The organism is Levilactobacillus sp. (genome assembly GCF_022646225.1).
In the GTDB taxonomy this organism is placed as follows: Bacteria; Bacillota; Bacilli; order Lactobacillales; family Lactobacillaceae; genus Levilactobacillus; species Levilactobacillus suantsaiihabitans.
This window is the reverse complement of sequence record NZ_JALCJA010000006.1, coordinates 163,309-176,794: the sequence shown is the minus strand read 5'-3', so window position 1 is coordinate 176,794 and position 13,486 is coordinate 163,309. Positions and strand designations below refer to the sequence as shown.

Here is a 13,486-nt window from a genome sequence, read left to right as displayed (position 1 = left end):
TGCTGACTTTATTACCGTTTTAATCGCCTGCTTAAATGCTGTGTGCCATTAATCTTTCGTGAGCGAATTGGTCAAACCACTGGTAATATAACCGCCCCGTCCCTAACAAAAGAGAGCGGAACCGGCTGTTTCTTGGCGCACGTTTCAGCTATGTAAAGGTGACGCGAAGAGTCTGGGCAGTTTTGTCCCAGATTCCTAACAAAAAGGCGACCAACTCGCGCTAGTCGTCTTCGTCATCCTCGGGAGGATTAATGGTTTGATGATTTTCTTGTAGCACCGCATTCGTGTAATGCTCCAGGTCGGCCAAGATGGTCGCGCTATCGCCTTGCTGTTGGGCCGCCAGGTTTTCAGCGACTGCCCAGCGCGCTAACGTGGGCGTGATGGGCACGATGTCTTGCACGATGGTCATGTCGGAATCATCTTGATGCTGTTCTTGAATCGTTCGGAAACTTTCAATGTCCGTGATGAGGCGCAGGACTTTACCAGTCGCCCGTTCCACGGACTTAAAAATAACGAAGTGGGCGCGCTGATTAGCTTCGTCCATGCGCGCACGAATCGCTTCTAATTGGTCTTGATCAATATTAATTGCCACTGCTTTCACCCCACTGTCCTTATTTTAACAAACATTCTCGCAGGCCACGATAGAATTTACCAGTTTTTTGGCAAACTTAATTTGTTTTAGCAAATGGCTAGCGACTGGTAGTCCGCGCCGCCAACCGTCATCAGCTTAACGGCAACCTGGGCCACTGTTTCACGTGGAACAGTACCCGCGGGGACGGCCGCGCCTTCCTTGATGATCTGTGGCGCCCGGTTTGCCTCATCGCTTAACGTCACCGGCCGCAAGATGGTATACGGAAATTCCGCCTCGTCCACTAATTTGGCAGCATAACGCTGCTGATTCAGGTACTCCTTGACGTCGGTGATCTCTGGGTAGACCAGGTCGCCGGTCACCTCTTGGTCGACGCCCGCCGTACTCAACATGACAAAACGCGTCAACGTCAGACGCTGGTGGTATTGGGCGTCAAACAGTGCCTCAAATGCCAGGTCCACGTCCATGCCGCTCAACGCCGAGAAGACCACGGGTTGGTCTTGCAAGGCCGGGCCGTAAGTGGCCTCCTGGGTCAAATCACCGTTCAACACCGTGACCTGCTGGGCCAATGCAGGCGCCACCGTGTCTTTAGGGCCACACAGCACCCGCACCGTGGCGTCGGCCTGGCTGGCCAATTGTTGGGCGACCAGTTGCCCGAGGGTCGTTGCGCCCACGATTAAGTAAGTTGTCATTTTCACCGCTCCTTTTCCTTGCCTTCCAGTGTACCAGAAAGTGGCGCTGGCTAACACCGGACCAAGTTATTTTTCACGCCTGGAAAAATCCGTTATAATAGGAAATGTATTTGAATCCGGTTTCACAACTTCATTAGGAGGGTCACTGTATGACACACAAACAAGTTACGATTGGTAAAACTGATGTGCAGGCCACGCCACTCGGTCTCGGGACTAACGCGGTCGGCGGCTACAACCTCTTCCCCAATTTAAAAGATGAAGACGGCTTGAACCTGGTCAAGGCCGGGCTGAACAATGGTATCAAATTACTCGATACCGCCTACGTTTACGGCCTGGGCCACTCCGAAGAATTGGTCGGCCAAGCCATGCACGACTTTGACCGCCACAGCTTTGCGCTGGCAACCAAGGGCGCCCAGGACTTTTCGAGCGGCGAACAGGTCATCAATAACGATCCGAAATTTTTGACCGCCCAAGTCGAAGATAGTCTGAAACGCCTCAACACGGACTACCTGGACATCTACTACATTCACTTCCCTGACAAGCAAACGCCCAAGGCCGAAGCGGTCGGTGCCCTACAGCGCTTGCGCGAACAAGGCAAGATCCGTGCAATTGGCCTGTCCAACTTCAGCCTAGACCAGGTCAAGGAAGCCAACGCCGACGGGTACGTGGACGTGGTCGAAGACGAATTTAGCCTGCTGCACCGCGACCATGAAGCCGACCTGATGCCGTACCTCAAGGACCATCAAATCAGCTTTGTGCCGTACTTCCCACTGGCTTCTGGCCTGTTGACCGGGAAATACGACCAAGACGTCACCTTCCCGGCTGACGATATTCGCAGCCAAATCAGCGATTTCCAAGAACCCCGTTACAGCCAGGCCCTCAAGGCCATCGACGCCATTCGGCCGATTGCCGACGCGCACCAAGCCACGGTGGCCCAAACCGTCTTGGCCTGGTACATGCAAGATCCATTGGTCAGCGTCGTCATCCCCGGTGCCAAGCGCGCCGCTCAAGTCGAGGCCAACGCCCAAGCTTTGGACGTGACCCTCAGCGACGCGGAATATCAAACGATCGACACGGCTTTTTCCGGCTTCAAGACCATCACTAGCGGCAAGTCCCTGGCGGATCCGGATTAAGTTCCAAGAGGGAGACCGCAGGCACTTAGTCGGCGAGCATCAAGGCTGACTGCCTGCGGACACCCGTTTCAACTAGCTAACTGTTCATCACCCAAGAGTCTGGGAATTCTCCCCGGCTCTTTTTTTGCGTGCCAGCAGTCCACGAACTAACCAATTATAAAATAATTTATAATTCGTGATTGCATTTCAATCAGTAACATGATAAGCTCTATAAGGATTGATTAAGAATAAAAACACGAACGATACCGTTAAACGTTCGGATTTTACATAAATTTGCCTAAAGGAGCAATCATTCATGCAAAGAATCGCTGACTTTTTTCATTTTGAAGAACTGGGCACGAACTACAAGAAAGAAACGCTGGCCGGCTTAACGACCTTCGTTTCCATGGCCTACATCTTGTTCGTAAACCCGCAAGTGCTGGGGGCTTCCGGCATCAGCCAGGGCGCCGTGTTCACCGCGACAGCCTTTGCCTCGGCCTTCGGGTGCATGCTGATGGGGATCCTCGCCAACTACCCGATCGCCATCTCCGCGAGTCTAGGGATCAACGCCTTCTTCGCCTACTCCGTGGTCATTGGGATGAAGGTGCCGTGGGAAACGGCGCTGGCTGGCGTCTTCGTGGCGTCCATCCTGTTCATGATCTTGACGGCCTTCAAGCTACGGGAAAAGGTGGTCGACGCCATCCCGCGTGATCTGAAAATGGCCATCAGTGCCGGGATTGGCCTGTTCATCGCCTTTATTGGGTTGAGTCAAGGTGGCTTAATCGTCGCCGACAAGTCCACAGTCGTGACGCTGGGCTCCCTGCAGGTCGGTAGCACGTGGCTGACCATCTTCGGCCTGATCGTGACGTTAGTCTTGATGAGTGCCCGCGTTCCCGGAGCCATCTTCATCGGGATGGTCGCCAACTCCATTTTGGGACTTGCGACGGGGCTGATCGCCATGCCCAAGCAATTGATTTCCGGTGTCCCAAGCATCAGCTCCACCTTTATGGTCGGGTTGACCCACGTGTCGAGCATCAACTCCTTACAGCTGGTCGTGGTCGTCTTGACCTTCTTGCTGGTTACCTTCTTTGACACCACCGGGACCTTGGTTGGCCTGGCCGAACAAGCCGGATTAGTCAAGAACAACAAGCTACCCCGGATCGGTAAGGCCCTGATGGCTGACTCCAGTACCATGGTGGTCGGTTCCCTGTTAGGGACGTCGCCGATGGGGGCCTTCGTGGAATCCTCTGCCGGAATCGCCGTTGGTGGCCGAAGCGGGTTTACCGCCATCGTCACCGGGATTCTCTTCATCTTCGGGGCCTTCTTCTCCCCACTGCTCGCGGTCGTGACCAACCAAGTCACCGCCCCAGCCTTGATTATCGTGGGTGTGCTGATGGCCCAATCCCTGAAGAACATTCATTGGGAAAAATTCGAAGTGGCCGCGCCAGCCTTCCTGATCGTCTTGGGCATGCCGTTGACTTACAGCATCTCTGACGGAATCGCGCTGGGCTTCATCACCTACCCACTGACCATGATTGCGGCCAAGCGTGGTAAGGAAGTCGGCGCCATGATGTACGGGTTAGCCGTCGTCTTCGTCTTGTTCCTATGGATCTTAAACGCTGATTAAACCAAACCCGTCATTGGGGCGTCTAGCCTGAATGACGGGTTTTTTGCACGTTACTTAAGAACCAAGGCGTTTACCGATGGCTCCCCCCCAATCAAACGAACTGATTTTGCAGCTAGGAACTTTGTCCACCTCATTAAAAAATCGCGTGACCTGTCACAATGGGTCACGCGATTTTTTAATGAGGAAGTCGGCGACTGTGCCAGATTCTCGTCAACCCTTGCCCGACCATCAGTCCAGCCAAGGCCAGCGTCAGATAGTTCACGACATTAGCCACCTGCCACAAGACGGCCAACCCACCATGGACGGCGGGCCCGACATCCCAGAACAGATAAACCAGATCTAGAACGATCACGTAGGCCAATTCTCTGCCAGAATGGAGATGACCGTGCCATAACTCGCGACGGTGATGGGTCCAAAAAATCAAACTGGCGTTAACTAGTAGCAAGAAGATGCCTAGGTATGTAAAGCGCAACCACCACGGTCCGGCCAACGTCAAGTCCGTAAAAATCGCTGCTAGATTGCCCACTAGTCCAGTCGTCAGTACCCAGCCGCGTTTGGGCATATTGCCACCTCCTCCGAAATTACTGCCGGCGTTGAAGCCCCCAGCGTAAGACATTGAATGCCAGAATTCCGCCGATAAATACCAGGCTGTCCAGCCCTAAAAAGAGCACTGCCGTGGGCGGTAGCGCGACGACGCCATTTAGTAGACTCACGCCGGCCATCAACACCACCAATCCCAATAGCACGCCCCGCGACCAGGTCAACCAGTTACGGGTCGGATTAGCGTCACGTTCATTTAACAAATACAGCCAATGCGTGGTCGTCGCAATCGGCTGACTGTGCACACTGCCCCGGTAGCGATACCAGGCGCTGCTGAGCACTAAACCAACCAGCACGACGAATAGCGTCCCCAGAACCGTGATCCGCCACGGCCAAAGGTCATCCCAGTCCAACAATGACAGGGCCAGTTGTCCCGTGATGACGAGCTGAAAGATGTCGCCGAAAAATAACTGCCAGTAATCGTGTCGTTGCTTGGTCATGCCTGACCACCTCGCAATCGTGCGTGATGCTGCCACCAACGCACCGCCCAAAGGCCAATGATTCCCAGCACGAGTCCCCCAACGGCGACGGCCACCGTTAACTTCACGACTAGCTGTTGGCCGGTCGACCAGCCCAGTGTCGCGCCGAATTGAAAGACCAACAAATTAAAAATGATGGCGCCGCACCAGATTCCCTTCGTCCAATTCAGGCCTCTAAAATCACCTTGGGGTTCATTGGCTAGATACAGCCAGTGGTCCGCCTGCGCCCAGGTAAACTCACGGGCATCTGGTCGCGGACGCCAAAGTCCTACGACCAACAACCCCAATATCACGAGTAGATAGCCGAAAAACAGTAGCGACGACCCCCACTGATAGTACCACGCACTTAGTCGCAGCTGCCCCAGCGTCACACTGTTGCAGAAGACTAGCAAGATCAGTCCATCATTGAGTTGTTGCAGCAAGTAATCCCGTACATGTTTTGTCACTTGATTTCCTCCCCTGGAAATACCGTAGACCACATTTTATAACCCGGGTTAACCCAGGTTATTTTCCTAACTGTTACCACCTGTTGCTACCTAACGGCGAAATATTGATTATCTTTTTTTGCAGGCATAGTCGTTTGCTCAAGATTCACCGCCACCAGGCACACTCCTACGATACCGTATTTTTCTACGCTTGCAAAAGAGGGGATTTAGCATTGATGTCAGTGTATCGGTTTACGCCCTGAACATTACCTATCAGTCGATTTCAAAAATAACCCGGGTTAACCCGCCCACTACAACCAGGTCCCCAGCGCAAACAACAGCGGGTAGGCCACGAAAAATAGCGCGGCACTCTTGACCATCGTCATGAAGGTCCGACGCTTGTCTTGCACGGCAAAGAAGGGCTGCATCCCCCGCCACATCACGGGCAATAACAGCACTGCTAACGCCGTCCAAACCGGCGCAATCCCCAGCGCCACGTTGACCAAGGGCCACAGACTCCCCGCCACCACGACCACTTGGATCAGCCGCACGGCACCCGGTTGGCCCAGGTAGTACGCCAGCGTGTAGCGGTGATTTGCAATGTCTTCTGCCCGGTCGGCCGTATCATTGGCCAGCTGGAGCGTAAAGAAAATCAGCGTGAGTGGTAGGCACAACAAAAAGGTCACCCCCACCATCGACCAAGTCAGCGGCCGTTCTCCGTAAATGGACACGTAGACACAGGTCAGCTGGATCAAAAAGGCAATCGCTAAGGCGACCACAATAGCTGAAACCGGCGTCGCGTTGATGGGTCGCGGCCCCGCCGTGTAAAAGATACCAATCAGATAGCCGACGGCACCAAACACCGCCACCGGCCAGCCGGTCCGTAAGACCAAAACGACGCCCGGCACGGCGGCCAGGGCATACAATCCCCACGCCAGTTGCGCGACCCCGCTTTCTGGCAACGCAAGCCGGCCGATTGGATTGATCTGTTGCGCGTACCCCGTCCGATCGTGGGCGTGGCGATAATCATAATAATTATCCGCCACATTGACGGCCAAATCGAAGATGAAGACGACCAGCAGACACAAGCCGACGTTGACCCAATTCACCGTTCCCGCATAGTATTGGGCAATCGCTGCCCCCAAGATGAACCACATCACATTGAGTGGCGCCGTGTAGATCTCCGTCAATTCGTAGAACACGGGCCACGTTAACCATCGTGACATTTAAATCACTCCCCTAAAAGTTTTACTGCCTCTTCAGTGTACCAAATCAGACGCAAAATGGCGGCTCTCAAGTCTCGAGAGTCGCCATTTTTTTAAGATTAAGGTCGCCGCCAATACCGCCAACCGATTTCACCCACTAAAATCAGGGTGCCAACCACGGTCAGTCCCCAGCCGAGTTTCAGTCCCGGCGTCTGGTAAGTCAACTGGATGTGGTGGGTGCCACGGGTCAGACGTGCGCCCACGAAGCCGTCGTTGACCACCTGCGTGGGCGTTGACCGCCCATCGACTGTCAGCCGCCAACCGGTGGAGTACGGAATCGACGTGGTCAGCACGCTGGTGCGGGCCGTCGTCAGGTCACCGGTCACCCGATTGTTGGTGACCCGTTCGTGTTGCAGGCCGCGACGCTGCACGCGGTGGACCTGTTGGTTGTAGGCTTTTCCAAATGGCACGGCAATCAACCGGGCGGATTTGAAATTGATCTGTTGCGTGGCGTTAAAGGTCACGTCCACCGTTTTGCGCAACTGCTTGGAATAGCCCAGGTTGAGCAAGACGTGTTGCTTGGGCTCGTAGTCCGACAGGTTGTCGACGCCAAATTGGGAGAATGTCTTGGCCGCATTACGCGTCTTGGCCGTGACCCAGTAGTCCCCCAGATCCGGGTTGCGCGTCGCCGTCCGCCAGGCATTCAACTTGGTCAGTGCCGAGCGCGGTGTGGCCCCCAGCACGCTGGTATTGTCCTGGGCTTGGAGCTGGCCACGGGTGGTCAAGCGATCCGACGTGATGCCGGTGAGCTCCAAATACAACTCCGTCCCCCGCGCGCGTTGTGGGTGCTTGAGGGTCAACGTGTAGCTGAGCGGTTGGCCCTGTGCGTCACTAGTCAGCTGGCGCAAGCCGTGGGCATTGGCCTGAGTGGTGCGTTTCACGATTGTTTGGTTCTGCGCCAAGACGCGTTGAAGGGCCTGACGATGCCGCTGCAAGCCCACCATAGGCCCGTATTGCAAAACGTCGCGATGACTGATCAGGCCGTCAGCATCGACGGTCAGTTGCGGTGCCTTCAGCGTCGCCCCGTACGTCGCCGTTTGCTTGTCGTTGAGTCCCTTTCTTTGACCGGCCAAGGCCTGTTTTAACCGATATTGAATCACTTTATTGGTACTGTCGATCACCGGTACCGTATCGGGCGTCACCGTATAGGCCAGCTGGCGCTTGGGTGACTGGTAGGTCGCCGCCGTCACTCCAGCCACCGGCTTGGTCGTGACCGCCGCTTGCGTTAAGCTGCGTTCGCGATCCACCCCCGACAACCGCCGCCAAGCCGTCGTGGTCAAGGCTTGCGGCTGGGTGTAGACCAGTGGAAAGGCCAGGTTGGTGGTCAATGCCTGGGTGCCGACGCCGTTAGACAACGCGTACACCGGCTTTTCAGGGAACACCTTACCCGCGGCATGATAGCCATATGGCAAGGCCTGGTGTGTGGCCACCTGGTCTGCGCGGGCGAACAGCGTCTTGACGCCCAGCAGTTGATTCAGTGTGGTCCGGCTGTCGCCTTGGCCAATCGGGGCGTTCATGGCGTACTCAGAATTTTGCAAGTCGCGGCTGAACTGCCCCACGTAGCCGTTTTGCACGGAAAAATACGACATGACCCCGTGCAACCCGTGCGTCATGGTCATGTTATTGCCGACCGTCCGAAATAAATTAAAATTACGGGTGGCGTCGACGCGGCTGAAGGTCTGCTCATCTTGGGCCACGGTCTGCGCACCGTCAAAGTAGTCTTGAATGTAACGAGTCGCATCCCCGCGCCGCAACTCCTGGGTAGCCTGCACCCCAGCATTGGGGTCGTAATACCCCCAGGCGTTGTTGACCAAATTTAACCCGACCAGCACACTCACCAAGCTCCAGGTGATCCGCGCGGGGGCAGTGATCATTAAGACCGCCAGCAGTGCCAGCAGCAGGCCATAGGTGATCAGGTCCCGCGCGGCATTACTGAAGATGAGACCGTTGCTGAGGTAGACCACAGCGAGCAGTCCCGCCACGCTTCCGGCCAGCCACCAGCGGTCCCGGGCGGTGAGGTGCGTCAGCTGGTCGCCGAGGACCATGGTCGCCAGGCCAAACGGCACCGCGGCCAGTAAGATCCAGCGATTGGACGGCGTGGTGAAGACGTTAAAGGCAGCAGCCACAGCGGGAATCCCCAGTCCCAGTACGATAGCGACTAAGGTGCCGGCCAGCCAGCGGTGTTGGCGCCAGTGGACCAGCGTATAAACGCAGCCCAGAAAGGTGATGCCACTCATTCCCAGCACCGCCCAGTAATTCAAGGTATTCCCGGTCGTCAAAATAGCGTTGCCCAGCGTCAGGTAGTAGCTCAGCGGATAGGTGAGCAAGCCGTTGGCAAAGATGGCGCCGGTCCGCGTGGATTTTAACATCATCAGTAGGGATGGCACCAAAAAGACGCCGGCAATCAGAATCCCAGTCACCGCGGCGGCCAAGAAGCGCCCCAGCACCACGCGGCCTTTGACGGCAACGCGGCCCTGCTGATGCACGTGCAGGTAGTGGATCACCGCATAGATTAGGCTCCCCAGTCCCAAGATGTAGGCAAAGTAAAAATTACTCAGGATCGTAATCCCGGTCATCAGGGCTAATACTCCCCAACCGCGACCCCGCAAGACCCGGTCGATACCCACGAATAACAGCGGCAACCAGATCATGGGCAATAAGAAAAACGGATGATGCACACCGACCATGAGCGAGTAGCCGGTAAAGGCGTAGGTCACCGCCCCTAACAGCTGACTGCCGGGCCGAAAGTCATAGCGTTTAGCCAGTGCTAAAAAGGCCAGGCCACTGGCGTACAGCCGTAACACGATGCCCCAGCCGTAGCCGACCTCGAGCAACCGCGTGGGCAGTAGTGCCACCAGGTAAGCAAACGGGTCGCCCAACACGTAATAGGCCAGCGTTGTGAGTTTATCGGCCCCTAACCCCAGCGTCCACGACCACCCGGCCAGACCACCTAGGCCTTCCTTTGTCAATAAGCGGTGGAGTTCTAAGATGAGCGGATAGTGCTGGGTCACCCCATCCATGTACCAAATCATGGTGCGGTTCGCCAGGCCAAACACGCCAAAACCCAATGCGGCAATCACCGTAAACGCCAAGGTGTACAGCCCCCACAGTGGCCACTGGCGGTGTGCGATTTTCATGATGACTCCTCCAATTATTTTTGTCTGATTTCAGTTAAGTTAGTTTTAATCTACACAACCACCCCGGCCCCTGTCAATGCTTCGCCCCAGACAATACCGGATTGTAATGTTTCACATGGAACATTTTGCCAAATCCCGCGGTTTGCGGTACCCTTATGTATGCGTCACAAACTGAATAACTAGCAAAGGAAGGAATTTCTCGTGAATTCTAAGAAAAGTTTTCTGGGCATCGACGACACCCGTAGTATGGTCCTCGCTGCCCTGGTAGCTGCACTCTACGTTGTTTTAACAACGGTCTTGTCAGCCCTGAGCTTCGGCCCCTTTCAGGTGCGCCTGTCGGAAATGTTTAACCACTTGGTCGTCTTTAACAAGCGCTACATTGCCGCAGTCACGCTGGGGGTCTTCATCTCAAATATCATTGCCTCGCCGTTTGGCTTTCTGGACATCGTGACCGGGACCGTCCAAACGCTGCTGGCCCTACTGGTCATGTACTGGCTCAGCAAGGTCGTCCACAACCGTATCGCCCAAATGGCGGTCAACACGGTGGTCGCCGTCTTCTTCATGTGCATGATTGCCTGGGAGATTGCCATCGTGGGCAACGCCGCCTTCTGGCCAACCTTTTGGGCCAACTGGCTGTCCATCGGCTGGGGCGAACTCGTCAGCATGGTGGTTGGCGGGATCGTGGTCTACTTCTTGAGTCTGGCCATTGATTTTACGAAATAAGTGATTAAAATGCCCCGCAGTCATCGTGATTGCGGGGCATTTGTTTGGCATACAGTGAACGGACAAACTTTCTTTACAAAACTGAAAAACTGACTCAAACGACTTATCCGTTTACTGAGCAAGCCACTTAACCAATCGCTCACTAACTCGATTGTTAAGCCCTTTGATTGTGTTTACCCGCTTGCTCAGTTATGATAAGGACTGTAGATGGGGCTGGTCGTGCGGTCTCATCTGTGGATTGTGATTGGCACCCCTAACTAATCAGTGCAATCCAGCAAGATTCATTTAACCAAGCATTTGCCACTGCCCCAACGACGCGCTCGCTGGGGTATTTTCGTCGCTAACAGCTGAACGGCAATAAACGACTAGCACCACATTAGGATTAGTTGTTGACCGTTTCATAGTGAGAGCTGGCCGCCTACCGTTCGCCAAATATGGGTTGGAACGCTGGGGCGGACGGGTCGAGCCAAAGAACGGTCTCGACGCCTCGCTTTGAGCCGAAGAACACGTCTCAAAGACGCCAGTTGTCTAAGCGGCTTGAACCGTGCCGCTAAGACAACTCCCACGGCTGAACCCATATTTGGCGAACTCTCGGCTACAAAAGCGCTTGCCAACAAGCATCGGCTTAACCCCCGATAGCAACTAACGCCTGATCAACACATCGTTTCTGACAGGCATCAACTTACCGGTGTCAGCCTGGGTGACCGCCACTGTGACGAAGGTATCGGTTGCGGTCTTGTCTCAGTTTAAAGCGCAGGGCAACTTGAGAGACTACGGTCTTAGCCAGGCTTTTAAGCCAATCAGAAACCAACCTATTAATCCAACTTTTAACCTCCAGTTAACCCAAAAAGGAGCCCAGGCGCTTGTCCCAGACTCCATCAACTCAAATTTTTTGCGGCACTAAAGGGCAACACTGCCGGCCCGACCAGCAAGCCTGGCCTCAATCCGGGCCAGCAGTGCCGACCACTTTAGCGGCTTCATCATAACATCTGTCACGTCACCAGGCCAACCAATCTGCTTAGTTGCGTCCCAACGTGACTCCTAACCCCAATAATACCATGCGCCAATCAGGACAGGCGTTACAGAATCGGGGATAATAACCGCGACGCCGTCTGCTTGAATTTCAAATACGTCGATTGGGCCTTGAATTTCTCCGGCGTAATCAGCTCACTGTAGCGCATGTCGGCCTCGTAGATTTCCTCCAGCTGCGTGGCCACCTGCGGATCATAAATGAAGGCGTTGATTTCGAAATTCAACTTGAAACTGCGATAATCCATGTTCGCCGACCCTACCGAGGCAATCCGGCCGTCGACGACCATGGTCTTGGCGTGGATGAACCCATTGTGGTAGAAGTAAATCTTGACGCCGTCATCGGCCAGTTGTCGCGCATAGTACTGCGTGGCCCGGTACACGAAGGCGTGATCTGGCTTGTCCGGAATCATGATCCGCACGTCGACACCCGCCATGGCCGCAATCCGCAGGGAGTCCAAGACACTGTCGTCGGGAATCAGGTACGGTGTTTGAATCCATAACCGCTTCTCGGCCGTTTGGATCAGCCGCATGTAGCCCATCTTGATCTGTTGCAGGTCGGAATCCGGTCCACTCGACACAATCTGGAGGCTAGTCTCCCCTTTGACCTTGGTCAGGGGGAAGTATTTGTGCTCGATGCGGTCATCCTTGAAGGGGTGATCGCGGTCAGTGGCATTCCAATCTAGCATGAAACGGGCCTGCAGGGAGAAGACCCCGGAACCCACGATGCGCAAATGCGTGTCGCGCCAGTAGCCAAATTTTTCCTTACGCCCAAGATACTGGTCGCCGATGTTAAAGCCCCCAACGTAGCCAATTTGTCCGTCAATGGTCACAATTTTACGGTGATCCCGGAAGTTCAGTCGAAAGTCGATCACGGCCGAACGCGTGCCCAGGAAGGCCTCCACGTGGCCCCCAGCGTCGATCAACGGCTTAAAAAAGCTCTTCCAGGTCCCCATCGACCCCCACGGATCATAGATGACCCGCACCTCGACGCCGGCCTGGGCCTTTTTAATTAACAAATCCAAGACGTCATTACCAATCTGATCATTGTAAAAGGTGTAAAATTCAATATGAATGCTAGAATGCGCTCGCTCGATGTCCTCCAACATCAGATGGAAGAGGTCGTGGCCATCCGTAATCACCCGCACCCGGTTCTTGCGCGCGAGAAAGGCGTGGTCCGTTTCCATAAACATATTCACCATATTGATGACCGAGTGGCTAATTTGGTCAGACGGCACAATTTCATCGCCAATTTCTTCACGCTGTTGATTCAAGCGTTCCTCTAGTTGTACGGCGACCTGCCGCTGCAGGCGAAACATTCGGCCCTTCGGCAATTTTCGGCCGATAAAGGCGTAGGCGATAAACCCGACCACTGGCAAAAGCACCAACACCAGCATCCAAGCCCAGGTCGCTGCAATATCGCGTTTTTCCCGGAAGACCGTCACGAAGGCCAATGCCGCGTTGACCACCACAATGATTTCCAGGATGAGCATGTAATTCACGTTCACGTGTATACCCTCCTCTAGGTCTCTGTGGTTTACATCATACGCTAAATCACCAAAATGTCTTTACTTTTCCTTAATTTTTTCAGATATTTTCGCAATTAATTTCACAGGAGGCCTCATTATGTTCTCTCACCTCACCACCTTAATTGGCGGCTTACACGGCACCAGTCCCATCCGGGTCGTCCACTGGCTGTTTCGCGACAACCCGGCCGTGGGCATCATCGTGCTGGCAGGTATTATTTTGTATAGCCTTTACCGGTATATGAATCGGCGGTAACTCGCATCAATCAAAATGCGTCTGGC

Annotated in this window: 12 protein-coding genes; 4 read left to right on the top strand and 8 right to left on the bottom strand. The window is 54.6% G+C overall.

Annotated elements, in window-relative coordinates; genetic code table 11:
• Positions 1 to 220 precede the first annotated feature (220 nt).
• Positions 221 to 592, bottom strand: a complete 372-nt coding sequence (locus LKH74_RS11060) for a hypothetical protein (RefSeq protein WP_135367763.1) — start codon at positions 590 to 592, stop codon at positions 221 to 223.
• A gap of 86 nt (positions 593 to 678) precedes the next feature.
• Positions 679 to 1,281, bottom strand: a complete 603-nt coding sequence (locus LKH74_RS11055; RefSeq protein ID WP_287789031.1) for an NAD(P)-binding oxidoreductase — start codon at positions 1,279 to 1,281, stop codon at positions 679 to 681.
• A 149-nt stretch (positions 1,282 to 1,430) separates the two neighbouring features.
• On the opposite strand from LKH74_RS11055, the gene LKH74_RS11050 reads away from it, so the two are divergent.
• Positions 1,431 to 2,414 (top strand): aldo/keto reductase, encoded by a 984-nt coding sequence (locus LKH74_RS11050; RefSeq protein WP_287789030.1) that lies wholly within the window; start codon positions 1,431 to 1,433, stop codon positions 2,412 to 2,414.
• 295 nt (positions 2,415 to 2,709) lie between these two features.
• Positions 2,710 to 4,020: an NCS2 family permease gene (locus LKH74_RS11045; RefSeq protein WP_135367766.1), complete on the top strand. Its 1,311-nt coding sequence runs from the start codon at positions 2,710 to 2,712 to the stop codon at positions 4,018 to 4,020.
• A gap of 175 nt (positions 4,021 to 4,195) precedes the next feature.
• On the opposite strand, the gene LKH74_RS11040 is transcribed toward LKH74_RS11045, so the two are convergent.
• The 5 genes from LKH74_RS11040 to LKH74_RS11020 all read right to left on the bottom strand — a co-directional run bounded on the left by LKH74_RS11040 (position 4,196) and on the right by LKH74_RS11020 (position 9,926).
• Positions 4,196 to 4,582, bottom strand: coding sequence for a hypothetical protein (locus LKH74_RS11040; protein ID WP_287789028.1), 387 nt, complete (start codon positions 4,580 to 4,582; stop codon positions 4,196 to 4,198).
• Positions 4,583 to 4,601: 19 nt separating this feature from the next.
• Positions 4,602 to 5,060, bottom strand: a complete 459-nt coding sequence (locus tag LKH74_RS11035; RefSeq protein ID WP_287789027.1) for a hypothetical protein — start codon at positions 5,058 to 5,060, stop codon at positions 4,602 to 4,604.
• Positions 5,057 to 5,545, bottom strand: a complete 489-nt coding sequence (locus LKH74_RS11030) for a hypothetical protein (protein WP_287789026.1) — start codon at positions 5,543 to 5,545, stop codon at positions 5,057 to 5,059. Before LKH74_RS11030 ends, LKH74_RS11035 begins: the two co-directional genes overlap by 4 nt.
• Positions 5,546 to 5,835: 290 nt before the next feature.
• Positions 5,836 to 6,750, bottom strand: coding sequence for a prenyltransferase (locus tag LKH74_RS11025; protein ID WP_287789024.1), 915 nt, complete (start codon positions 6,748 to 6,750; stop codon positions 5,836 to 5,838).
• A gap of 98 nt (positions 6,751 to 6,848) precedes the next feature.
• The gene (locus LKH74_RS11020) at positions 6,849 to 9,926 is read right to left on the bottom strand and encodes a YfhO family protein (RefSeq protein ID WP_287789023.1); all 3,078 of its coding nucleotides are present in this window, start codon (positions 9,924 to 9,926) and stop codon (positions 6,849 to 6,851) included.
• A 201-nt stretch (positions 9,927 to 10,127) separates the two neighbouring features.
• Between LKH74_RS11020 and LKH74_RS11015 the strand changes: the two genes are divergently transcribed.
• A complete protein-coding gene (locus LKH74_RS11015; protein ID WP_287789022.1) occupies positions 10,128 to 10,649 on the top strand; it encodes a QueT transporter family protein in 522 nt (173 codons plus the stop codon).
• Positions 10,650 to 11,728: 1,079 nt separating this feature from the next.
• Here LKH74_RS11015 and cls read toward each other — a convergent pair.
• Positions 11,729 to 13,186: a cardiolipin synthase gene (cls, locus tag LKH74_RS11010; protein ID WP_135367773.1), complete on the bottom strand. Its 1,458-nt coding sequence runs from the start codon at positions 13,184 to 13,186 to the stop codon at positions 11,729 to 11,731.
• Between the two features lie 118 nt (positions 13,187 to 13,304).
• Here cls and LKH74_RS11005 point away from each other — a divergent pair, with 118 nt between their 5' ends.
• Positions 13,305 to 13,460 carry a hypothetical protein gene (locus LKH74_RS11005; protein WP_167850147.1) on the top strand — a complete coding sequence of 52 codons (156 nt, stop codon included), beginning with the start codon at positions 13,305 to 13,307 and terminating at the stop codon, positions 13,458 to 13,460.
• Positions 13,461 to 13,486: the final 26 nt, after the last annotated feature.